Annotated in this window: 17 protein-coding genes; 4 read left to right on the forward strand and 13 right to left on the reverse strand. The window is 62.3% G+C overall.

Going from position 1 to position 23,252, the window contains the following annotated elements:
• The first annotated feature begins 1 nt into the window (after position 1).
• Both RAH42_RS07450 and pssA read left to right on the forward strand, forming a co-directional pair.
• A complete protein-coding gene (locus tag RAH42_RS07450; protein ID WP_078016790.1) occupies positions 2-619 on the forward strand; it encodes a phosphatidylserine decarboxylase in 618 nt (205 codons plus the stop codon).
• A gap of 31 nt (positions 620-650) precedes the next feature.
• The gene (gene pssA / locus RAH42_RS07455; RefSeq protein WP_120372552.1) at positions 651-1,409 is read left to right on the forward strand and encodes a CDP-diacylglycerol--serine O-phosphatidyltransferase; all 759 of its coding nucleotides are present in this window, start codon (positions 651-653) and stop codon (positions 1,407-1,409) included.
• Between the two features lie 968 nt (positions 1,410-2,377).
• On the opposite strand, the gene RAH42_RS07460 is transcribed toward pssA, so the two are convergent.
• The 3 genes from RAH42_RS07460 to RAH42_RS07470 form a co-directional block, all read right to left on the reverse strand.
• Positions 2,378-3,469, reverse strand: a complete 1,092-nt coding sequence (locus RAH42_RS07460) for a PTS sugar transporter subunit IIC (protein WP_078016792.1) — start codon at positions 3,467-3,469, stop codon at positions 2,378-2,380.
• 498 nt (positions 3,470-3,967) lie between these two features.
• Positions 3,968-4,501, reverse strand: a complete 534-nt coding sequence (locus RAH42_RS07465) for a hypothetical protein (RefSeq protein ID WP_078016793.1) — start codon at positions 4,499-4,501, stop codon at positions 3,968-3,970.
• Between the two features lie 166 nt (positions 4,502-4,667).
• Positions 4,668-12,545 carry an ESPR-type extended signal peptide-containing protein gene (locus RAH42_RS07470; protein ID WP_317539168.1) on the reverse strand — a complete coding sequence of 2,626 codons (7,878 nt, stop codon included), beginning with the start codon at positions 12,543-12,545 and terminating at the stop codon, positions 4,668-4,670.
• 626 nt (positions 12,546-13,171) lie between these two features.
• Between RAH42_RS07470 and RAH42_RS07475 the strand changes: the two genes are divergently transcribed.
• On the forward strand, positions 13,172-14,164 hold the full coding sequence (locus RAH42_RS07475) for a biotin--[acetyl-CoA-carboxylase] ligase (protein ID WP_078017091.1): 993 nt from the start codon (positions 13,172-13,174) through the stop codon (positions 14,162-14,164).
• A gap of 47 nt (positions 14,165-14,211) precedes the next feature.
• Here the strand turns inward: RAH42_RS07475 and pgsW are convergent, their stop codons facing one another.
• The 10 genes from pgsW to rplU form a co-directional block, all read right to left on the reverse strand.
• The gene (gene pgsW, locus RAH42_RS07480; RefSeq protein ID WP_168170125.1) at positions 14,212-15,252 is read right to left on the reverse strand and encodes a poly-gamma-glutamate system protein; all 1,041 of its coding nucleotides are present in this window, start codon (positions 15,250-15,252) and stop codon (positions 14,212-14,214) included.
• Positions 15,249-15,686, reverse strand: coding sequence for a poly-gamma-glutamate biosynthesis protein PgsC/CapC (locus RAH42_RS07485; RefSeq protein ID WP_078017093.1), 438 nt, complete (start codon positions 15,684-15,686; stop codon positions 15,249-15,251). The genes pgsW and RAH42_RS07485 overlap by 4 nt, the downstream gene beginning before the upstream one ends.
• Positions 15,683-16,678 (reverse strand): Mur ligase family protein, encoded by a 996-nt coding sequence (locus RAH42_RS07490; protein ID WP_317539169.1) that lies wholly within the window; start codon positions 16,676-16,678, stop codon positions 15,683-15,685. The genes RAH42_RS07485 and RAH42_RS07490 overlap by 4 nt, the downstream gene beginning before the upstream one ends.
• Before the next feature lie 101 nt (positions 16,679-16,779).
• On the reverse strand, positions 16,780-17,133 hold the full coding sequence (gene rsfS, locus RAH42_RS07495; RefSeq protein WP_078017095.1) for a ribosome silencing factor: 354 nt from the start codon (positions 17,131-17,133) through the stop codon (positions 16,780-16,782).
• A 17-nt stretch (positions 17,134-17,150) separates the two neighbouring features.
• Positions 17,151-18,464: an LCP family protein gene (locus RAH42_RS07500; RefSeq protein ID WP_078017096.1), complete on the reverse strand. Its 1,314-nt coding sequence runs from the start codon at positions 18,462-18,464 to the stop codon at positions 17,151-17,153.
• A complete protein-coding gene (gene nadD, locus RAH42_RS07505) occupies positions 18,461-19,126 on the reverse strand; it encodes a nicotinate-nucleotide adenylyltransferase (RefSeq protein ID WP_078017097.1) in 666 nt (221 codons plus the stop codon). Before nadD ends, RAH42_RS07500 begins: the two co-directional genes overlap by 4 nt.
• Before the next feature lie 2 nt (positions 19,127-19,128).
• The gene (gene obgE, locus RAH42_RS07510) at positions 19,129-20,430 is read right to left on the reverse strand and encodes a GTPase ObgE (protein ID WP_317539170.1); all 1,302 of its coding nucleotides are present in this window, start codon (positions 20,428-20,430) and stop codon (positions 19,129-19,131) included.
• Between the two features lie 255 nt (positions 20,431-20,685).
• Positions 20,686-20,961 carry a 50S ribosomal protein L27 gene (gene rpmA / locus RAH42_RS07515; protein ID WP_078017099.1) on the reverse strand — a complete coding sequence of 92 codons (276 nt, stop codon included), beginning with the start codon at positions 20,959-20,961 and terminating at the stop codon, positions 20,686-20,688.
• On the reverse strand, positions 20,961-21,284 hold the full coding sequence (locus tag RAH42_RS07520) for a ribosomal-processing cysteine protease Prp (protein ID WP_296428980.1): 324 nt from the start codon (positions 21,282-21,284) through the stop codon (positions 20,961-20,963). The genes rpmA and RAH42_RS07520 overlap by 1 nt, the downstream gene beginning before the upstream one ends.
• Entirely contained in the window at positions 21,281-21,595 is a 315-nt protein-coding gene (gene rplU, locus RAH42_RS07525; protein ID WP_078017101.1) for a 50S ribosomal protein L21, read from the reverse strand. Before rplU ends, RAH42_RS07520 begins: the two co-directional genes overlap by 4 nt.
• 187 nt (positions 21,596-21,782) lie before the next feature.
• Between rplU and RAH42_RS07530 the strand changes: the two genes are divergently transcribed.
• Complete coding sequence (locus tag RAH42_RS07530; RefSeq protein WP_317539171.1) at positions 21,783-23,138, forward strand: ISNCY family transposase; 1,356 nt, start codon at positions 21,783-21,785, stop codon at positions 23,136-23,138.
• Positions 23,139-23,252 lie beyond the last annotated feature (114 nt).

Here is a 23,252-nt window from a genome sequence, read left to right on the forward strand (position 1 = left end):
CATGAGATTCGCCCCCGACGGCTCCTTCTTCATGAGCGCCGTCGCCGCCGCCACTTTGCTGCTGGCGTGGCTGAGCCGCTGGACGCTGATCGTGACGCTGCCGCTGGCGGCGCTGGTGTTCTGGTTCTTCCGCGATCCCGAACGCACGCCGCAGGGAGACGGACTCGTCAGCCCCGCCGACGGCGAAGTGATCGAGATCTGCGAGACCGAGCACCCCTACACGGGCAAGGCGCTCAAGGTCGGCATTTTCATGAACGTTTTCAGCGTGCACGTGAACCGCATGCCCTCGGCCGGAACGATCGAATACCTCGAGTACGCGCCGGGCAAAAAATGGTTCGCCAACGCCGATAAAGCGTCGCTGGAAAACGAACGCATGTACGTGGGGTATTCGTCCGAGGACGGCCCCGTGCTGCTGACGCAGATCGCCGGACTGGTCGCGCGCCGCATCGTCTGCCGCCTGAAAAAAGGCGACCGGCTCGAACGAGCGCAGCGTTTCGGCATGATCAAGTTCGGCAGCAAAGTCGACGTTTATCTTCCCCTCTCGCTGAAATGCACGGCGGAGATCGGCCAGAAAGTCACGGCCGGGCAGACGGTCATCGCCGTCCGCGGCCAAAAATAAATCCGCGCCAATCCTCAAAAGGAGGCCAACAATGAAAAAGATCAAACTGCGTCTGCACTACCGCAAGAGGCTCAGGGGGATCCCCATCCGCAACAACATCCCCAACATGATCACCAGCGGCAACCTGCTCTGCGGCATGCTGTCGCTGATCCTCACCGTCCGCGGCCACTATCTGCCCGCGGCGTGGATGATCCCCTGCGCCGTGTTCTTCGACTTCATGGACGGCAAAGTCGCGCGCGCCATGGGCGTAAGCAGCGACTTCGGCGTCGAATTCGACAGCCTCGGCGACGTGGTCTCGTTTGGCGTCGCGCCGGCCGTCCTCGTCTATTCCACCTCGTTGCAGGCCCTGCCCGGCGTGGTCGGCGCGCTGATCGCGGCGTTTTTCGCGCTGTGCGGCGCCCTGCGCCTGGCCCGCTTCAACATCGTGCACCGCCCCGGCCCCTTTCAGGGCCTGCCCATTCCCGCCGGCGGCCTGTTCCTCGTTTCCATCGTCCTGGCCGGGCTGATCGGCAAAGTCCCCGCCTGGCTGATGGGCATTCTCGCCGCCGTCGACGGCTTCCTGATGATCTCGTCGGTGCCGTACGGGAATCTCAAGGCCATCAAAAAAGGCTTCATGAACAAGAGCAAGCTTTACGGCCTGGCGGCCTTCGCCGCCATCGTGTTCATCGCCGCCCGCCAGCGCGGCCTGCTGATCCTGATCTCCATTTACCTGGTCAGCGGCATCGTCCGTTTCGACTGGGGAACGTGGCTGTCCCTTCCCGAGCCGCAGCAGGAGGAACACAACGGCTGAGCGCCCTTCTCGTCTTTATTCTTTATTGATCCTGTCCAAGGAGGCGGTGTCATGCGCTGGAGAAAGAATTACATCGACGGCACCTTCGGCGACAAGACGGTGATTCTGACCACAGGCGTCATCGACCGCCCGCGCAAGGTCGCGCTCCTTTTCCACGGCGTCCACAGCAACGCCAGTTCGGAACCGGGCAACAAGTACGCCCGCATCGGCGCCGCCCTGGCGGAAAACCGCATCATGCCCGTTCTCGCCGAGAGCAGCCGCAAAGTGCGCAACCGTCACGACTACGCCAACGTGCCGTTGCGATGGATCTACGACGCCTTCGACGGCAAGACCTACGCCGAAGAGCTCGAGGACTTCTACAACGCCTACGAGGCCGCGCGCGCCCTCTACTCCAGCCTGCCGCTGACGCTTTGGGGCTTTTCTCTGGGGGGCTTGAGCGCGCTGCTCATCGCCGGCGGCGCCATGACCGGCGGGGCCGCGCCCAGCGGCATCGAAGGGCTGATCCTCTGCGGCAGCGGCGACGCGGTCTTTCCCGAGAACAAAGAAATTTTCAAGCTGCCGATCCTGAGCAGCCTTGAACGAAACGACCGTCTCCTGCAGGCCGCGCGCGGCGTGAACGTCCGCTGGGCGCGCGTTTTCCGCGGCGGCGAGGACGCCACGTTCCCGAGCGATTCCTGCCGCCGGATCTTCGACGCGCTGGCCGTAGCGGACAAAAAATATTACGAGATCGACGGCAGCGACCATTCCTTCCGCTTTTGCACGGGATGCCCTCGCGCCGCCCGCTCGAAGAAATCTACCGCCGCGTGCCGCAGCTGTTCGCCGCGTCATGAAACGACAGGCGGCGCTCCCCCAGGGGGGAGCGCCGCCTGCGTCCGTTTTAAGAGGGGCGCGTTTCCGGCCGCCCTCATCGGCCGCCTTCACGTAAACCGGGAGCTGCCGGCGCCGGGAACCGTCGAAACGTTCTTTGATCAGTTCAGTTTCAGATCGCCCGGCTTCACCCAGCCGATCTTCCGCAGAGCCAGATTCAGGAGCGGACAGATGACCGCAGGCAGGACGAACGCGACCAGCAGAAGCCCGATCCAGTCCGTTGCCGCGACCGAAACGCGCGCACCGCCGGAGATCTCTTTGACCCAGCCCGAATAAACGCCGATCGGCCCGACCAGCCCGCAGGTGCCCATGCCGGAGGATACCGGCGCGCCGTTCATTTCCAGCCGGAAAAGACACGTCGCCAGCGGCCCGGTGATCGCCGAGGTAACCACAGGCGCGATCCATATACGGGGATTTTTCACGATGTTGCCCATTTGCAGCATCGAAGTGCCGAGCCCCTGAGAGATCAGGCCGCCCCATCGGTTTTCCGGAAAGGACATGACGGCGAAGCCCACCATCTGCGCGCAGCAGCCGGCGACAGCCGCGCCGCCGGCAAGCCCCGTCAGCCCCAACGCCGCGCAGATCGCCGCCGACGAGATCGGCAGCGTCAGCGCCAGGCCGACGACGACGGAAACGACGATCCCCATCCAAAACGGCTGAAGCGTCGTCGCGACCATGACGATATTGCCGATTTTCATCGCGGCTTCGCCCAGCGCCGGAGCCCACCACGCGGACAAAGCGGCGCCGACTCCGATCGTCACGAGAGGCGTAACCAGAATGTCAACTTTGGTCTCCCTGGAAACAGCTTTTCCAAGCTCGGCCGCGACGATCGCCACAAACAGGACGGACAGCGGTCCGCCCGCGCCGCCAAGCGCGTTGGCGGAAAAGCCGACCGAAACGAGCGAAAACAGCACGAGCGGCGGGCAATGCAGGGCGTAGCCGATGGCCGTGGCCATAGCCGGACCGCTCATGACCGAGGCAAGCCCGCCCACGGTGTAGACCGTTCCTCTGATGGCGATGATGGGCTCCGTCAGGCATGAAATCCGAAACTGGATGCCCAGCGTGTTGACGATGGTGCCGATCAGCAGCGAACAAAACAGTCCCTGCGCCATCGCTCCCAGCGCGTCGATGCAATATCGCCTGACCGAAATTTCGATGTCCTTGCGGCGCAAAAATCGTTTTACCTTTTCCACTTGCGTTCCCCACTTTTCATTTTTTTCGCACAGCAAACGTCCCGACCTGTTCTGACAGGCCGGGACGATCGTCCTGTCAGGGTTCTCACCGACCGCCGCCTCGCATTATCAGCCCCCGCGGCAGGGGTGGAGCGCATTCGATATTTCCGGCCGGGAACCGGTGCGATTTTACCATTGCCCAGGGCTTTTTTCAAAGGTCCGGCGGCTGCCCCCGCTGTCGCGCGGCGGAGCTCCCACGGAGATTGAAGACCATGCGGCGTCCCCTTCGGGAAAGAGCGTGAAAATACGCCCTTTCCGCAAACAGGTTCGCCCGCTTTCGTTAAAAAGAGGCCGTCTCAATCGATTTTTGAGACGGCCTCTTTGCTGTTTTTGATGAATCTCGCACTATTTCTCAATCAAAAGGCCGAACGCAAAGGCGCTCCGAGGTCGTCCTGTGCGCCTGGACTTCCCCGCAGCGTCGAACGTTTGCCGTTAAACCGTTCTATCAGGAACCGGCCGTTATTTCGCTTCCGCGGAGGCCCGTTCCGCCTTGGCGGGAACTTCCGGTTTCTTCACCGTCACCGTGGGAAGCTCGGCGAACTTGGGCTTTCGCTTGTTCATTTCCTTCATCACGGCGCTCGTGGCGTCGAGCTTGGGCGCCGCGTCGAGGAACAGCTGCCGGGCGAGCACCGCGTGGATCCTCGGGTTCTTCTTCCGCCACGCCTCCACGGACGCCATCAGCTCCGACTGCAGCACCGACGTCACTGCCGCGCGTTCCACTTCCATCTGCCGTTCCAGCGCCGCCTGCCCCTGCGCGATCGCGTTCTGCGCCTCGGGCACGTTCTCCTGGCCGCGGTACAGCGCCCGCAGGTCGTCGTACCCTTTCTGGAGCACTTTCTGCACTTCCTCCAGATGGGCCTGCCCCAGCTTGCCGGGTTCGGACTGGACCAGGAGCTTTTCCGTGTCCACCACGGCGATCTCCGTAGCGAACGCCGTTCCGGCCAGCGCTGCGAGCATCAGAAAGACAAACATCGATTTCGTCAAACGTTTCACTGAAAAACCTCCTCGAATAAATAAAAAAATCGTTTTCGGATCCTATGCGTCACGGCGTGACATATCATACCACGGATCGCGCCGGAAAACCGAAAGAAAAGGGCGGACTGAAAACCATCCGCCCTCTTTTCGCACCGCCGATACAAGAAGTTGAATCGCGATTACGTTATCTCCGTTTCGAGCCGTTCTGCAGCATCCGTTCCAGCGCCGCCATGCGCGCCTTCAGTTCGACGATCTCCTGACTCTGGAGCGCGTTGGTTTCCTCATGCCGGGAGTTCGTACGTCTCAGCGAGGCCACCTCGGCCTGCAGCTCGGCGTTCTCCTTCTGCATCACGTAGACGCTGTTGAGCGGCCCCTTGCGATAGCGCTCGGGGATCGCTTCCCTGTCTTCCTTGCGGCCGATCTTCCACGTCAGCCCGGCGTTCGCCATCGACTCGCCGTGGTGAGTGATGGACACCCCTGCATGAACCATGAAGTCTTCCTTCATGTAATGTGCCCAGCCGAGCGCGAACGCCCATTCGCCCTTGTACGCTCCGAAGCCCGCCATGAGCTGGCTCGGCTCGATTGGGTCGTACTGCATCGGTTTGAGCGCGCTCAAGGCCGAGCCGAGCGCGCCGGTGGCCTTGATGCTGCCTCTCAGTTCGCCCATCTGGTTGTAGACGTTGCCGAAGTTGTTGTAGACGTTGGTGAACTGTTTGTCCACAGCGCTCAGAGCATCGCCGACGTTGTTGTAGCTGCCGCCCTGCATTCGGTATGTCGGCTGGGAGACGCTGCCGTCGTTCTGGACGGTAATGCCGTATTTCTCGCCGCCGAGGTGCTGGGCGATGCTGCTCGAGGTCTTCCACAGCTGCGCTCCGTTGATGGCGTCGCCGCTGGTCTGGTTCACTGCTCCGGCTTTGACGTTCTCGATCTTGTGGCCGGTGGCGTCGAAGCCTTTGGCGGTGACTTTGCCGGCAAAATTCGGCGCGTCGACGACGGAGATCTTGATGGCGCCGCTGTCGTCGCTCAGTTTGATGTTGCTGCCTTTCTTGAAGTTGAGGACGTTGTCGGTCTTGCTGACGGTCTTCACTTTCACTCCGTCGATCTGGGCGTCCCAGCTTTTCAGGGTGTCGGTGGAGATGGCGGCGATCTTGTCGTCCACGGCCTTGAGCTGGTCTTCGGTGGCGGCCTGGCCGGAGGTGATGCTCAGGGGGTTCCAGGCGGTGTTGCTCAGGCCGTTGACGGTGCCTTTGTCGTCCTTGTTGATGGTGAGTTTGTTTGTCGTCCCGGTCACGTCGAATTTCAGTTCGTTCTTGAGGGCGACGACGACTTTGCCGCCGTCGACTTTGGTCTCGGTGTTCGTGCCGTCGCCGGCGACGTGGACGGCCTGGCCAAGTTTCTTGGTGACGATTCCGCTATCGTCGGCCGAGAGGGCAAAGCCTTTGTCGGTCAGATTGGAACTGGCGTTTTCGATCGCGTTTTTCAGGTCGCCGATGTTGGCTGCGTTCTTTAGCGTAGCGCCGCTGGCGGTGGAGAGGTCTGCGCCGTCCAAACCGCTTTTCACGTTGGCGATCTGCAGGCCGTTCATGTTCACGCTGGTCTTGGTGATCGAGGGGCCGCCGTTGATGGAAAGTCCTCCGTTGTTCAAGGTGACGTCGCCGATGGAGACGCTGCCGGCTGCCGTCAGGTTGAGGTTCCGCGCCAGTTTCACTTTCAGTGCGCCGCTGGCGGGATCGGCGATTACGCCGATATTGTCGTCCGCAAGTTTCGTGACGTCCGCTCCGCCGCTGATTTTCAGGGTCTCTCCGAGCTTTCTGCCGACGGGGGTCCCGCCGTCGCCGGCGAATTTCAGACCGGCGTTCGTCAGGGTGGTCTGTGAAGCGGCAATCGCGTCTTTCACGTCTTTGATGTTGGCGGCGTTGGTATCGGTGGTGCCGCCGCTGGCGACGTTGGTGATCTGGTGGTTGCCGTTGTTCAGTCCGGCGTCCGTCAGGCTCACGGTCTTGGTCGGATCCGTCGTGTTGGTGATGGTCAGGCCGCCGGCGTTAAGCAGGGTGTCGCCGATGGTCACGCTGCCGGAGCTTCCCAGGTTCAGGTTCTGCGCGAGCTGGACTTTCAGCTGGCCGCCGACGTTGTTCACGCCGATGTTGTCGTCGGTCAGTTTGGTCGCGTCCGTGCCGCCGACGATGTCGAGCGTGGCGTTCAGTTTCTTCGCGATGACTTTGCTCGCGTCGCTCTGGCCGTCGTCGCCGGCGTATTTCATACCGTCGTCGAGGGTGGCGACTTCGTGGGTCGTGCCGTTCTTGTCTTCGTACACGATGCGGGTCAGGGTCGTTCCGGGGGCTCCGTCGAGGCCGGGGGTTCCGTCTTTCACGTGGATGTCGGCGCTGGCTCCGTCTTTCCCGCTCAGGCCGATGTGGCCGTCGACGCCGTTCTGTCCCTCGGGGCCCTCGCTCCAGATGGTCACGCCGTCTTTGCCGTTCGCTCCCGTCACTCCGATCTTGCCGTCTTTGCCGTCTTTGCCGACGGTGACGCTTTCGGCTTTCAGGTCTTTGTTCAGCAGGATGTCGATGGTGGTGTTGCCGGCAGCGTCCTGGGCGATCTTGGTCTTGACGTTCTCGCCGGAGTACTTGTCGTCGGCTTCGGTTCCGGCGCCCTGGATCTTCACCGTGCTGCCGAGTTTGTTCGTCTGCACTCCGCCGACGTTCGCGTCGAATTTCAGGCCGATATTCGTCAGGCCGCTCTGCGAATTAGCAATCGCGTCTTTCACGTCTTTGATGTTGGCGGCGTTGGTTTCTGTGGTGCCACCGCTGGCGACGTTGGTGATCTGGTGGTTGCCGTTGTTCAGTCCGGCGTCCGTCAGGCTCACGGTCTTGGTCGGATCCGTCGTGTTGGTGATGGTCAGGCCGCCGGCGTTCAGGACGCTGCTGCCGATGGTCACGCTGCCGCTCGCGCCCAGTTTCAGATCTTTTGTCAGACGAACCTTCAGGTCGTTGTTTCCATCCGAGACCACGCCGATGTTGTCGTCATCGGTCAACTTTCTGGCGTCAGCGATTCCGCCGACCACATTCACCTGTTCGTTCAGATGTTTCTTGATCACGGAGCCGCTGTCGGCGCCATACTTCATACCGTCGTCGAGGGTGGCGACTTCGTGGGTCGTGCCGTTCTTGTCTTCGTACACGATGCGGGTCAGGGTCGTTCCGGGGGCTCCGTCGAGGCCGGGGGTTCCGTCTTTCACGTGGATGTCGGCGCTGGCTCCGTCTTTCCCGCTCAGGCCGATGTGGCCGTCGACGCCGTTCTGTCCCTCGGGGCCCTCGCTCCAGATGGTCACGCCGTCTTTGCCGTTCGCTCCCGTCACTCCGATCTTGCCGTCTTTGCCGTCTTTGCCGACGGTGACGCTTGCGGCTTTCAGGTCTTTGTTCAGCAGGATGTCGATGGTGGTGTTGCCGGCAGTATCCTGGGCGATCTTGGTCTTGACGTTCTCGCCGGAGTACTTGTCGTCGGCTTCGGTTCCGGCGCCCTGGATCTTCACCGTGCTGCCGAGTTTGTTCGTCTGCACTCCGCCGACGTTCGCGTCGAATTTCAGGCCGATATTGATCAGATTCGTCACCGTCGTATTGCTGCTGATGTCGATGTGAGTCCCCAGATTCGCGTTGGCCGTCACGGTCACTTTCGCGCCGTCGGTCCCGTCGGCCGCTACGGCCACGTCGATCTTGTCGGCTTCGCCTTCGAATTTGATGTTTTTCTTCGTCGCGCCGCCGAGGGTGATGTCCTGTTTCGCACCCGCGGCGTTGCTGACGGTGAAGCCGCCTTTCAGCGCGGTGATGTCGTCGCCGTGCTGATTGACCGTCGTGTTGTTGGTGATGGTGCTGTTCAGCTTGTTTTCGTCCATGCTCAGGTGAAGGCCAGAGTTGTCCACTTTGGTCTTTACATAAGCGTCGCCTTCGACGACCAGCGGGGTGGTGCTGTTGATTTCCTTCTCGCCCGCCGGCGTCTCTCCGTCTTTGATGGTCCATTTGGACGCGTTGTTGATGGTGGTGCTGAGGTTGTCGATCTTGTTCTTGGTGGCGTCGTCGAGGCCGATGGTCATCTTCTTGGCCGTGCTGTCGTACTCGGCTTCTACGTAGTTCTTGCCGGCGAATTCAAGGGTGTTGCCGGCCTGGATCGCTCCGGTGTTCGCTCCTGCTTTCACGTTGAACCCGGCCGACAGGTTGGTGATCGACGTGTTGTTGCTGATGTCGATGTTCTGGCCGAGGTTCGGGTCGGCCTTGACGGTGACGACGGGAACGGAATCGGTTCCGGCCACTTCAACGGCGATCTTGTTCGTCTCGCCTTTGAACTGGATCTCGGGCACGCCGCTCTTGCTGATGGTGAGGGTCTTGGTATTGGCGGACGTGCCGTCGCTCACCTTGAACTTGCCTTCGATGTTCGTCACCGGGTTGCTGGTGGTGGTGTTGATCTGGTTGATGACGTCGCCGGTGATGTTCTGCACGAGCTTGGTCTTGTCGATGCCGTAGGTGACTTTCGTCCCGGAGAGACCGACGGTCATCGTGTCGTCGGCCGTCAAGAATTCGACGGTCGGGGGCGTCGCGCCGCCCAGGGCGACGTTCGAGGTCGTGCTTCCGGCTTTCAGGTCGAAACCGCCCTGCAGCTTGGTGATGTTGCTGGTATTGTTGGTGATGTTGCTGGTGTTCGTCGTAACGCGGTTATCCAGATTGGTGATCGTGCTGTTGTTGCTGATGTCGATATTCTGGCCGAGGTTGGCGTTGGCCGTCACGGTCACTTTCGCGCCGTCGGTCCCATCGGCCGCTACGGCCACGTCGATCTTGTCGGCTTCGCCTTCGAATTTGATGTTTTTCTTCGTCGCGCCGCCGAGGGTGATGTCCTGTTTCGTACCCGCGGCGTTGCTGACGGTGAAGCCGCCTTTCAGCGCGGTGATGTCGTCGCCGTGCTGATTGACCGTCGTGTTGTTGGTGATGGTGCTGTTCAGCTTGGTTTCGTCCATGCTCAGGTGAAGGCCGGAGTTGTCCACTTTGGTCTTTACGTAAGCGTCGCCTTCGACGACCAACGGGGTGGTGCTGTTGATTTCCTTCTCGCCCGCCGGCGTCTCTCCGTCTTTGATGGTCCATTTGGCCTTATTGCCGACAATGGTATTGACGTCGCCGATCGTGGCCGCATTGTTCGTAACGCTGCCGCCGCTGGCTACGTTGGTGATCTGCTTGTTGCCCGCGTCGAACGTGGTGCTGTTGATCGTCGTGCCGCCCGCCACGATCTGGTTGGTGGCGATGCCGGTGCTGTTGATCGTGGTGCCGCCGGCCTGCAGGCTGCCCGTACTGCCCAGGTTCACATCTTTGGACAGCTTTACCGTTAAGGTGTCCGTGCCGTTGGAAACCACGCCGATATTGTTTTCGGTCAGGCCGGTGCTCTTGCCGCCCTTGACGTTGGTCTGTTCTCCCAGTCTGCGGGTAAAGACGGCGCCCGTGTCTCCGCCGTATTTGGTTCCTTTGTTCACTTCTTCGATGACGCCGAACAGCTGGCTGCCGTTGACGGCGTCCGTAGAGTTGCCGCTGATACGCCCGGCCGCCACGTTGGTGATCGTGCGCTCCGTGCCGGATTTGCCCACGCTGACCGTAGAAGACGGACTGGTTCCCGCAAAGTTCTTCGTCTGCCCGTTGACCGTATAGGAAGCAGTCCCCGCTGCCGCCGCCGTTTCCGAACCGGCGCCCAGAGCGACGTCGCCCGCGGAAGCCGCGGCATTCGCTCCATTGCCGATAGCCACGGCTCCGATGCTTCCTGCCTGAGCCGTGGTACCGATTGCCGTGCTTTGATTCCCGGTCGCCTGGGCATAATAGCCCACCGCGGTGGAGCTTGTTCCGGATGCGGTTGTCACATAGCCGAGCGTCGTGGAAGAATCGCCAGTCGCGCTGCCTCCCACGGCAATGGCGGATTTTTGCGTGGCCTGGGCGCTGTTGCCGATACTGATCGCGTTCGTGCCTTCCGCCTTGGCCTTGGAGCCGATGGCCAGCGCGGAACCGCCCTCGTCGCCGATGCTGGCCGGGCCGCCGTTGGCAATGGCGCCGCCGCCGATGGCCATATCAAACGCGGTCTTTGCCTGGGCGGTCGATCCCACAGCGAGCGAATTGTCGCCGATCGCCTTGGCTTCTTTGCCCACGGCCGCAGCACTCTTTCCCTGCGCCGCGGCGTTCACGCCCGCCGCCATGGCGTCGGCGCCGGTCGCGCCGCCGTTGTTGTAGTTGCTATCGAACGCCGCGTCCACGGAATTGACGCTGTAATCGTGGATCGCGGGACCGGCCGCCGTGATGGCCGCCTTCAGCTGCGCCACGTTCACCGCGTCAGTGTCTTCGGAGCCGGCGGCCACGTTGATGATCTGCCGCCGGGCAGCGGGATTGCTCGTGCTGCCCTTTGCGCCCACGCTGACCGCGCCGTCCGTGGCCTTGGTGGCGTTGACGGCGTTCTGCTGCGCGGTGCCCGCGGTGGAAGGGATGTAGGGGTTGGTCGCGGCGCTGACATGCTGAGTACGATCCGCAACGCTCCCCGCGCCCAAGGCCACGCCGCCCTGGGCCGTTACCGAAGCCTGATACCCCAGCGCAGAGGCTCTTTCCATGCTGGCATTGGCCTCCGCGCCGACTACAGTAGCATATCGGCTGCTTCCCGTCGTTTTCGCTTCGGCGCCGATGGCGACCGCTTTCTGCTGATTGCCTTCGGTTTTCGCCCCGTAGCCGATGGCCATGCTCTGGATGCCGGTCACGTTGGAATTCATGCCGATGGCGATCGGAGCCCCCTGATTGCCGGAAGTATTGGTTGCGGTTGCGCCTTTGCCGATGGCGATGCCGCCCTCTTTGGCGTCCACCTTGGCCGATTTACCGATAGCGATGCCGCTGCCGTCCGTGGTGGAAGACGCGGTCACGGACGCCGAAGGCCCGAGGGCCAGCCCGTCCCCGGCCACGGAACTGCCGGTGCCGACGGCGATGGCGTTTGCGTGGGCGGAAGCGGCGACGACCGCGTTTTTGCCCAAGGCGATCATGCCGCCGTTGGCCGAATTGGCCTCGGCCCCATGGCCGATGGCGACGCTGTCGGCCCCACGGGTCACCTTTCCGGAGGTGCCGATGGCAATATTGTTGCCCTGCGCCGCCGGGTCCGTTTGCGCGCCGTAGCCCACGGCCACGTCGCCCGCGCCGTTAGCGGCGGCATTCGGCCCCGCCGCCAGAGAATTCGTTCCTGTGGCGCCGTCGTTGGCATAGTTGCTGCCGCGTCCCTGTTCGGAGGAATTCACGCTGTAATAATGGGTGTACGCCGCCTTCAGCTGCGCCACGTTGACCGCGTCGGTGTCTTCGGTGCCGGCGGCCAGGCCCATGATCTGGCGGGTATTATGTACACCGTCGGCGAGGTAACCGATAGATACTACGCCCCGATTCGCTTTCCAAATATACTCATTCGCGCTGCCGATAGCGCCGGACGGGGCAAGGTACCCCGCCTGGATGTCGTTGGTCTTGCGGTTGACGACGGAAGCCTGCCCCAACGCGACGCTGTAGTCGCCGCCCCACTGCACGTTTGCACCCTGCCCCAGGGCAGTTGCATAATTGGCCCCGCCCACGGAGAACGCGCCTATGGCCGTGGAGCCTATAGCCCCCTGCGTGCCCGCTCCGGAATAGATAATAGAAGCCTGCGCCTTGTAGCCAAAGGCCGTCGAATTTTTCCCCAGCGCCTTGGCATGGACGCCCGTCGCCGTGGTGCCCGAGTCCGTCTCGCCCGTGGTCGGCGCGGTGGCCGACGCGTTGCTGCCGACGGCGACGTCGGTGGCTCTATGCGTCGTACTGCCGGTGCCGATGGTGACGCCGGGGCCGGTGCCGTTCACGTTATCGTGGGCGCCTGCCGGCAGCGGCGACGCCCAAACCGCGCCGGCGACGGCCGCCGCGCACAGCACTCCCGTCAGGGACACGCTGCTGCAGCCGCCGCTGTTCTTGTGGTTGCGCCTGACCAGTTCCGAAACGACCACATAGCAGCGCCTGACCCTGCTCCAGATGACCTTGTAAATCTTGTTCATACGTGCACTCTCCTTAGGCAATATCATAAAATAAGCCGAAGAACGAAGTTCTTCGGCAGTTTTTCCCGCAAGGTTTCGTTCGCATGGATCCCCTCCCGTCGCAAATTTTTCCGCCGCGTCCTCAGGACTTTCTCGACGCGGCCCGTTGAGATTGTTTCAAATCTCTTCGAAGAAGAGGATCCGTCGTTCACGGGTTCGTCGAATGCAAACTGATAACTCGCGTATATTCAAATTGTAATTAACAATTAAGGGTATCATATCATCACCCCCCCCGCGTAAAGATGTCTTATTGTTTACATAGCCCGTTTTGTTCCATTTTCTGCTCCCGGCCCCGCAGGCTTGCGCGATCCGGCATGATGCCAGATGTCCGCCGGAACTTTCAGAACGTAAAAAAGAAGGCGCCGGACGTTCCCATTTTGAAAACGTCCGGCGCCTTCTTCAATGTATCCTCAGCGGATTCATTTTGTTTTTTCCCCTTTTTCGGCGGGCGGCAAATTCTTCACGTGCGGGGCGGCGGGCGAAGAACATCGCTGGCTTTTGCCCCGCCTTCGGTTTATACTGGAAACGAGAAACGGCACGCATATCGGCGCGTCGGCGCGGCCGGCGCGCTGCGACGGGAGGGAATCATGACGACGAAAGAAGAAGTGCTGAAAACCCTCGAACTTTCACAGGGGCGCTACGTGTCGGGCGAGGCTCTGGCCCGCCGGCTTTCGCTGAGCCGCAACGCGGTCTGGCGGGCGGTGAAGTCGCTGCAGGACGAGGGCTGCTCCATCGACGCCGTGACGCGGCGCGGCTATCGCCTCAACGAAACGCCCGACCTGCTGTCGCCGCAGGCGGTCGAAAAATATTTTTCGCGCCGGGCGGCCTGCTGGGACGTTGAAGTCCGCAAGACCGTGACCAGCACCAACACGGTGCTCAAGACGATGGCCGAAGGCGGCGCGCCGGAGGGGAAGATCCTCGTCGCCGCGGAACAGACGGCCGGCAGGGGGCGCATGGAGCGCCGCTTTTACTCCCCCGCCGGCAGCGGCGTCTACATGAGCCTGCTGCTGCGGCCGTCGTGCGGCGCCTCGCAGTCGCTGTACGTCACGACGGCCGCCGCGGTGGCCGTGGCGGAAGCCATCGAACACGTTACGGGACGGCGCGCGCAGATCAAATGGGTCAACGACGTCTATCTGCGCGGCAAAAAGGCGTGCGGCATCCTCACCGAAGCGGCGTTCGACATGGAGACGAACCGCCTCGCCTACGCGGTGCTCGGCATCGGCGTCAACATGCGCCCGCCGGCGGGCGGCTTTCCCGACGAGCTGGAACCGATCGTGACCAGCGTCTTCGGCGAGGCGGATTACGATCCCGTCCTGCGCAATCGGATCGTTGCGGAGATCATTGAACGCTTCTGGCGTTCCTACGAAAATCTGGGCGAAAAAGCGTTCCTGCAAGGTTACCGGGAGCGCTCGTTCCTGTCGGGCAAGGACGTTGACGTCGTCAGCGGGGCGGAGCGCCGTCCGGCGCGCGCGCTGGACATCGACGGCGAGTTCCGGCTGCACGTGCGCTACGAGGACGGCGCCGAAGAATATCTGCAGTCCGGCGAAGTCTCCGTGAAGCCGCGCGGCGGCTCGGCATAAAAAAACGGCGAGGGCGGGAAAAGTTTTCCCGATCTCGCCGTTCCCTTTTAAAAACTCCATCTTTTGTAAAACGCCATGACGGCGACGAACGCCGCGAGGCAGGCCAGCGAAGCCCAGAGGCTGCGCGCGCCGTGAAAAACCGCGCCGGGCGGCGCGTCGAAGGGCACGCCGGTGGCGGCGGCGAGGCCCTTGATGTTCAGCAGGTGCACGACCGGATAACCGGCCTGCAAAGCCCGGCCGATCACGCCGCTGCCGGCGCGGCCGGAACGGTGCAGCCCGGGGCGCAGGCGCAGAATGTCGTTGCCGGGGCCGAGGTTGCTCTCCGAACCGCCGATGCTGACGAGCGCCTTCGCGTGGTGCCGCGCGAGCAGATCCATTTTCCACTGGATCACTTCTTCGAGGGAATTTTTGACGATCAGCGGCACATGATTCTCCGCCGCCGCACGCCGCAGGACTGCCATTGCTTCCTCCGGGATGCCGCCGCCGAGGTCGCGGCCGCCGCCGGGCGTGTAGGCGTGCGCCTGCGTGCGCAGGAAGCCGGCCGAACGCAGTTCCTTTTCGAGCGCCGGCCACGGGAAATCGGGATCGTTGGCGCCCCAGGTCGAGGAGCCCAGGGAGACCACGAGCAGCGGCTGCGCGCCGAGCGACTCCAGCGCCTTCAAAACGTTGAAGGCCATGCCCGGGAACGACGAGGACGAATAGACGGCCACGCAGTCGCCGGGCTGCACGCCCAGCGATTCCATCCAGCGGCGCACCACCACCGACCAGCGCGGGTCGCAGGCCGTGCGCTTGGCGGGAAGGGCGCCGAGCGTCGTGCTGAGGGGGCTCCATTCCAGACCGATGAAACCGGTCCGGTACGGGTCGTCGCTTCTTTCGAATCCGCTGCCGCCGCGCACGCGCAGATCGTAGAGAAATTTTTGCGCCTCGTGCACGGAGCTCATCAGCGTGCGCTCCCGGGCCGACAGGCCGCCGCCGGCCCAGAACCAGAGCGCGGCCGAAACGGCGGCCAGCGCCAGCAGGAGCAGCCGGTTCCGACGCACGGCGGCGCGCTGGCGCTTTTTGTACTCTTCAAGTCCGGCCAGCTTCATGACAGCGCGCCCCCCAACCGGAACAGCCATTGCGACGCGAAGGCCGTCAGCACGGAGACGGCCGTCAGCGCCGAAAGCGTCTCCACGACGCCCTGGCGCTGCATGTCGGCGGCGATCAGGCCGGGGATGACCCAGCCCAGCCACGGCAGCGGCTGCACGAAGTTCCCCGCGGCCAGGCGGAGCGCCAGAGCCATCAGCATGGCCCAGCCGACGCGGGCGCGGCCGTGCAGGCCCCAGCGCCTGACGGCGAAATCGAGCGGCGGCCAGATCAGCAGCGCGGCGAGCAGGCTGACGCCGACGCGGAGCGGGCTGTACAGCGTCAGCGCGATCGTTCCCGCGGAAACGAGCCCGCCGCTGCCGTATCCGGTGCGCCAGTCGCAGATCATGGAGACGGCGATGCCGATGCCGATGGTGAGGATGCCGAGATCGTTCACAGCCGAAGCCCTCCTTCTTCGCAGGTCAGTTTGAGGACCAGCGGCAGGCCGTAGACCGTGTTGCCGCAGCCCAGCCAGCGCGCGCCGTCGAGACGGCGGGCCAGCGCGTTCACGTCGCCGCCGCGCCAGAAATCGCAGCGCAGCCGCGCGCGCGGCGGCCGGTCGCCGATGATCAGCACTTCGCGCCAGGGATGTGCGCGCATCCAGCCCTCGAAGCAGCGGAAGCGGTCGACGCGGTCGGAACGGTGGTTGAAGAGGACGCCCGTATCTTCCCGGCGCCAGCCCGTGGAGCGGAACAGCTCTTCGGTCGTGACGACGTCGTTGGCCGAAAACGCGAAAGCCAGTTCTCCCCCGCCGACGCCGAGCACGCGGAAATCCGCGAGATCGGGCGGCAGGCGCTTCATGGACTCGAGACAGCGCCCTTCGTAGAGGCCGCAGAAGCGGCACGCCACCAGCGCCAGCCCCATGTTGGCGCTGAGATGCGGCGGCAGGCCGGGGATTTTTTGCGCCGGCAGGACGGCAAGATTTTTTTCCTCCGCAAGAAGCCGCATGGCGGGATTTTCCGCCAGCTCCGCCGGGACCGCGACGACCCCGCCGCGCGGCAGGGCGCGCGACAGCGCCCGCAGCACGTCGAGCTCGCCCGGCCCCCAAAAGGCTTCGTGGTCGGGGCGGATGTTGGTGAGCACGGTGACGGCGGGTTTCAGCCACAGGGCGCACAGGCCCTGCAGTTCCGGTGAGACGGCGCTGTTTTCCAAAACGACGGCTTCGGCGTCGGCGGGAAGCGAGCGCAGCCACCATTTCATCTCGGAGATGTTGGCGCCGCCGGGGCGCAGGATCGGACGCTCGGAATCGGGGCCCAGTTCGCGCGGCACGACGCCGGTGATGCGGCCGTAAGCGCGCCGGCCGCAGCCGCGCAGCGCCGCGTGGATCAGGCGGACGACGCCGCTTTTGCCGCGGCTGCCCGTGACGGCGACGCGAATAGCAGCGGGCATGTCTCATTCCTCCTTACGGTACAGACAACCGAAAATCCCCAAAAATTCCCATTGAAAAACTGCCGCCGAGCCAGAAGACCTCGCGGCAGTTTTTCCGTTTTCTAATCGCGGCTCTCGTAACGCTGGACCGGGACGTCGCCCCACAGGCGCTCCACCTTGTAGAACTCGCGGGCTTTGACGCTGAAAATGTGGATCACGAGGTCGCCGGCGTCGATCAGCGTCCACTGGGAGCTCATCGCGCCTTCGACGCGGTAATCCGCGCGCAGCCTGTCGAGGCAATCGGTGACGGCGTTGACGAGGGCGCCCATGTGAACGTCCGAATTGCCCGAGGCGACGATGAAACCGTCGGCCAGCGGCGTGACCGCGCCGACGTCCATGGTGAGGACGTCCAGCGCTCTTTTGTCGAGGAGCGCGTTGACGATCTCCTCTTGAACCTTGTAAATATTCTCGTTCATGAAATGACTCCTTTGACTCACTGCCGCTTCGCCAGCAGGGCTTCGATCCGCGCCATTACGTCTTTGCTGTTGTTCTTGCCGAGGATCAGCGCCGCGGGATAGGTGATGTTCGCCTTGCGGACGAGCCCTTCGGAGATGCCGCACAGTTTGGCCAGCTCTCTGGCCAGGCCGGAATCGCCTTTTTCCGGGTACTGGACCAGGCAGTAGCGGAAATCCGCGTGTTTGGCGTTGCCGGTAAAGGCGACTTCGATGCCGGCCTTTTCGAACAGCGTCGTGAACTGTTTCCCCAGTCCCGGCCTGCCCGTGCCGTTGAGGATGGCGATCGGCTCTTTGAAACGGGAGGCGATCTCGCTCAAGTCTCCGGGCGGCTCGATGGAGCCGCCGACGGGATCCGTCTCGGGCGTCGGCGGTTCGTCCGTGCCTTTCGGATCCGCACGGTCCCCGGCGTCTTTGTCGGCGCTCAGAACGGAATTGGGATCCATTTCCCGCGACGCCCGCTGCAGGTCCGCCACAAAGTAGCTCAGGCCGTCGATGTAGGCGGTCGAGCCCGGCATCGTAAAGAAACGCACGTTGCCCAGCTTCATGTCTTTCAGCTGTCCGGCGAGCTGCAACGCCGTCTTGACGGGGATGTCGGTGTTGATTTCCGAAAGGACGAGCTCGATCAGCTCGGGGATCCGCGGCAGGATCGCCGGCGATTTCACCTTGTCGAGAAAGGCTTTGGCGAATTCCTGCTGGCGCTTCATGCGGCCGATGTCTCCCAGGCTGTCGTGCCGGAAGCGCACGTATTTGAGCCCGTCGACGCCGTTCATGTGGCGTTTGCCCGGCGCGAAATCGATGTGGAGGTTCTGGGCGCGGTCGGTGTACTGCATGCGCCGCGGCACGTCGATGTCCACGCCGCCGATCGCGTCGACGATCTTGGGGAAGGAAGCGTAGTTCAGGACCAGATAATAGTTGACGGGCACTCCCGTCAGGTTGATCACCGTGTCGCGCAGCAGCTCGATCCCGCCGAAAGCGTAGGCATGATTGATCTTTTGCGGCTGCTTGCGTCCCTTGATGGAAACCCTCGTATCGCGCGGGATCGACATGATCGAGGCCGTTTTGCGGTCGATATCGACCCTGGCCAGGATGATCGTGTCGGAGCGGTGAACGGCCTCGACCTCGTCGACGCCGAGGACCAGGACGTTCACCGTGCCGTGCCGTTCGTCGAAGTTGATGGCCTTTTTGATCTCCCCCACGTCCGCCGTGACGAGGGAATACAAGCGGTAAGTGGCGCCGACCGCGAAGGCGGCGAGCGCGATGAGGACGGTGAGGATTATGCTTCCGCGTCTCATTTTTTCAGGACCACATCCCTTCCAGGATCTTCGTCTTTGTAGAGGCCGCGCTTGTAAATGTACTGCTCGACCGGATGCGGCAGCAGGTACCTGAGGTTTTCCCCGGCGGCGACGCGGTGGCGGATCTCCGTGCTGGAAATGGACAGCAGCGGGATCTCGAGGCGCAGGACGCGCGACCGCACCTTTTCCGGGAGGTTGTCGAGATTGTAATGTTCGTAGTCGTAGCCGGGACGGTTGGCGGCCACGATCGTGCAGAGCTCGGGGATCTTCTCGTATTCCGTCCAGGTGTCCATGCTCATCAGCGCGTCGATGCCGGTAATGAAGAAGAACTCGACCGCCTGGTCCGCGTACCAGTAGCGCATTTCGCGCAGCGTGTCCACGGTATGGCTGGGATCCTCGCGGTCGATCTCGAGGCGCGAGACGGAGAACTTGGGATTGTCGAGCGTGGCCAGGAACGTCATCATATAGCGCTCTTCGGCCGGAGTGACGGAACGGTAGGTTTTCTGATAGGAATTCCCGGTGGGGACGAAAATGACCTGCTGCAGGGAAAGCCTGACGAGCGCTTCCTGCGCCGCGAGCAGGTGGCCGAAATGGATGGGGTCGAAGGTCCCCCCCATGATGCCGATACGCAGCACCGACGCCTCCTCAGCCTCAGCCGCCATCGTCACAAGGCCCTTTCCGGCTCGAAGGTGAAGGACGTCCCGCCGATGTTGACGGTGTCGCCGGTCGCGGCGCCGGCTTCTTCGAGCAGGTCTTCCACCTTGAACTGCCGCAGCAGGCGCTGCAGGCGCAGCGGCGCTTCTTCCTGGCTGAAGTCGTAGCGGGCCACGGCTTTTTCGATGCGGGGATGGACGACGCGGTAAACGCCCTCGTCCTCTTTGACGATGCGGGGCTTGCCGGCGGGAATCGAATCGACGTCGAGGGGGATGTCGTAGAGACGGTACGAGCCTTTGGGGCGCGGATTGGCGCGGACGACTCTGACGATCTCGCCGATGAGCTCTTCGATGCCGTCGCCGCGAAGTGCGCTGGTGACGATCACCTGGAACCCTTTGGCCGAGAAAAACTCCCGCAGCTGCCGGATCACGTCCCGGTCGGGAAGCAGATCGGCCTTGTTGAGAGCGATGAGGCAGGGGCGCTCGGCCAGTCCGGCGCCGTAGTGCCGGAACTCGTCGAGCACGACGTTCCACTGTTTCACAATGGTATCGAAGTCCCCGTCCGAAAGGTCGAGGACGTGGACGTTCACCCGCGTCCGTTCGATATGGCGCAGGAAGTACAGTCCCAATCCCTTGTTCTCGTGCGCGCCTTCGATCAGGCCGGGCACGTCGGCGAGGATGATCTTCTGGTCGTCGACGGCGAGGACGCCGAGATTGGGCGTCAGGGTCGTAAAAGGATAGCCGGCGATCTTCGGGTTGGCGTTGGAGATGGCTTTGAGTAGGCTGCTCTTGCCGGCGTTGGGAAGGCCGACCAGGGCCACGTCGGCGATCATTTTCAGCTCGAATGTGACGTCCCGCTCCTCGCCCGCTTCGCCTTTTTCCGAAAAGCGCGGGGCGCGCCGCTGCGAACTGGCGAAATGGGCGTTGCCCTTGCCGCCGCGGCCTCCCCTGGCGACGACGCAGCGGTCCCCCGGTTCGACGAGGTCGGCCAGCGGCGCGTCGGCGCCGGCGTCGTAAACGACCGTGCCGCAGGGGACGTAGATCGTCAAATCCTTGCCGTTGGCGCCGTAACACAGGGCGCCGCTGCCGGACACGCCGCGCTCGGCGGCGAAGCGGCGAGTGTACTGATAATCGGCGAGCGTCAGCAGATTCTGCGCGGCCTCGACGATGACGCTGCCGCCGTCGCCGCCGTTGCCGCCGTCGGGGCCGCCTTTGGGGACAAACTTTTCGCGGCGGAAGCTGACGCAGCCGTCGCCGCCGTGACCGGCTTTGACATGGATCCGCACGAGATCGACAAATTTCAGGGTGAACACCTCTTTTATACTACTTCTTAATTGAAAAGCCGAACATAAGGGTGCTGCCGGGGAGATTCGCAAAGCGGGCCGCGCAGCAGTCGAGGGGGGGAGGGACTGAATGCCCTCGCAGCGCCCGGCAAACTATGTCAATACTTTCTCTCAAGAATCAGTATCGTTCGATAAATAAACGCAACGGGAGCGGTTACAAAAAATGGACCCCTGCCGATACAAGGGTCCACGAGAAATCGGAGTGCCGCAGAGCGGCAAAGGGATTTACTCGACTCCGACGACTTTTCGAGCACCCTTTGTAGTAAACTTGACGACGCCGTCCTTGAGGGCAAAAAGCGTGTAGTCTTTGCCGAGTCCGACGTTTGTGCCGGGATGGAACTTGGTGCCGCACTGTCTGACCAGGATGTTGCCGGCCTTGACGACGCATCCTCCCGACTTTTTCACGCCCCGGTACTGGGGATTGGAATCGCGGCCGTTGGTGCTGTTTCCCTGACCTTTTTTATGAGCGAAAAACTGCAGGTCCATTCTTTCAAAGAGCATTACAAAGACACCTCCACATATTTGACGTAGCTTCCGTACGACTGCGCCGTTTCATAGAGCGCGCGGACGATCGTTTCCGAGAGGACGCGCACGCTTTCGACGTCCGCATTGTCCCAACGCAGCTCGATCGAGGCGTTTTCTTCGTCGATCTCGCGTTCCGGGTTCTGCCCGAGGACGTCCGCCAGCCCGATATGCAGCGTCTGCACAAGGACGCTGACGGCGGCGCACACCACGTCGGCGCCCGACTCCGCGCAGCCGCTGTGGCCGTAAACGCGCAAGCCGGTGGGGACGCCGCCGCGGCGATAAACTTCGATGACCGTCACTCAGCGTTGACGCTGTCGATCGTCACTGCCGTGAACGGCTGGCGATGGCCGCGGAAGCGGCGCTGGTTGGTCTTGTTCTTGTACTTGAAGACGATGACCTTCTTGGCCTTGCCCTCTTCTTCCACCGTTCCCGTCACGGTCGCGCCGGACACGAAGGGAGCGCCGACGGAGACGCCGTCGTCCTTGCCGACCAGGAGGACCTTGTCGAAGGTCACGGTCGCGCCGGCTTCAAGGCCCAGTTTCTCGACCAGGATCTTCTCGCCGGGGGCCACTCTGTACTGTTTGCCGCCTGTTTCGATGATTGCGTACATGTTTTTTTCCTCCTCTCGCTGGCGCAGGTACTCGAATGAGTTTACAACCTCTGCCATGCGGAATAACTATGTTATTTTATCCGTTGGCGACGAATTCGTCAACAAAGACTTCATCGCGTGTCGTTGTTCAGTGATAAAGTCACCCATAACTGTTCCAAGAAAATGTCACTCTGAGATAATACCGTTCATGAAACAGGAGCGAATGACATTGTCACAAAAGGAACTGGATCGTATCAGGATTATCGGAGCGCTTGTCGAGGGACGCATGACGAACAGGGAGGCGGCGGAGAAGCTGGGGCTCTGTCAACGGCAAATCATCAGGATCAAGAAGAGGTTCGTCGCTCAAGGGGCGGCGGGGCTTGTTCACGGCAACCGCGGCAGAACGTCTCGGCGCAGGATCGGAGATGAGGTTCGGGAGTCGGTGCTGAAGGCGTATGAGGAGGTCTATTACGATTTCAACTTCTCTCACTTTGCGGAATGCCTGAACGAACGGGAGGGGATCGGGATCAGTCGTTCGAGTGTCGTCCGCATTCTGAAGGACGAGGGGATCAGGAGCAAGAAGAGTGCGCGGCGGCGGCCGAAGCTTCACCGTTCCCGACCGCGGAAGGTGGCCGCGGGGATGTTGTGGCAGACTGACGCCACGTCGTTTGAATGGTTTGGCAGGGGGAACGGGCGTGCGACGCTGCACGCTTATATTGACGATGCGACGGGGATCGTGACTGGCGCCTGTTTCACTGAGAACGAATGTATGGCGGGCTATGTCGCCGCGCTGGGGATGGGGATCGAGGGGTATGGGCTGCCGATGGCGATTTACAGCGACCGGCATACGATTTTCCGCTCTCCAAAGGCACGGGCGCAGGATGATGAGGATCGGATCGAAGGGAATGAAGAAAATGAAGGGAATGAGGCGGGGAAGGAGGAGCCGTTAAGTTGTTTCGGACGGGGGCTGAAGGATCTTGGGATCGGGCAGATCTTTGCCTTGACGCCGGAGGCGAAGGGGCGTGTCGAACGTCTTTGGAACACGATGCAGGACAGGCTGCCGGGGGAGCTGAGGCTGCTTGGCGTCTCGGATATCACGGCGGCCAACGAGGTTTTGCCGAGGCTCATCGCCAGGCACAATCGGAAGTTTGCCGTCACTCCGGCTGAGGGAGAGGACGTTTATGTGAAGCCGGAAGGAAAAGTCGATTTGGATTTTCTCTTTGCGCGTCGCGAATCTCGCAGGACGGATCACGGCGGCATGATCTCCTACGGAGGTCGTCGGTACGTTCCGGCGGCGGACGATTGCCTCGGGATGGCCAAAACGACGGTTGAGGTGCGTGAAACGTCGACCGGGCGGATCTGGGGTGTTTCCAAGGGCAGACGGATCGAGATGAAGGAGGTTGAAAGTCAAAAACGAGTCGACTCCGATGAGGCATCGGCAAAGAAACGGAAAAGCGGGCTTGTGAAAGCGCACAAGCCCGCTCCGGACCACCCTTGGCGGCGTGGCGTCGTCAAGAGGCAGGGATATCATAGCACATGTCGGGATAAACGTACGTTCGCGTAGACGTTGTTATGGCGGCACGATGGGGAGTTCTTTCGAGGTGTCTTGCTGTGATGAGAGTGTGATGGGGTGACTTTTTTAATGAGCAGTTATGGTGACTTTTTTATTGGCTATTGA

The sequence above is a fragment of the Pyramidobacter sp. YE332 genome (assembly GCF_033060595.1).
Taxonomy (GTDB): Bacteria; Synergistota; Synergistia; order Synergistales; family Dethiosulfovibrionaceae; genus Pyramidobacter.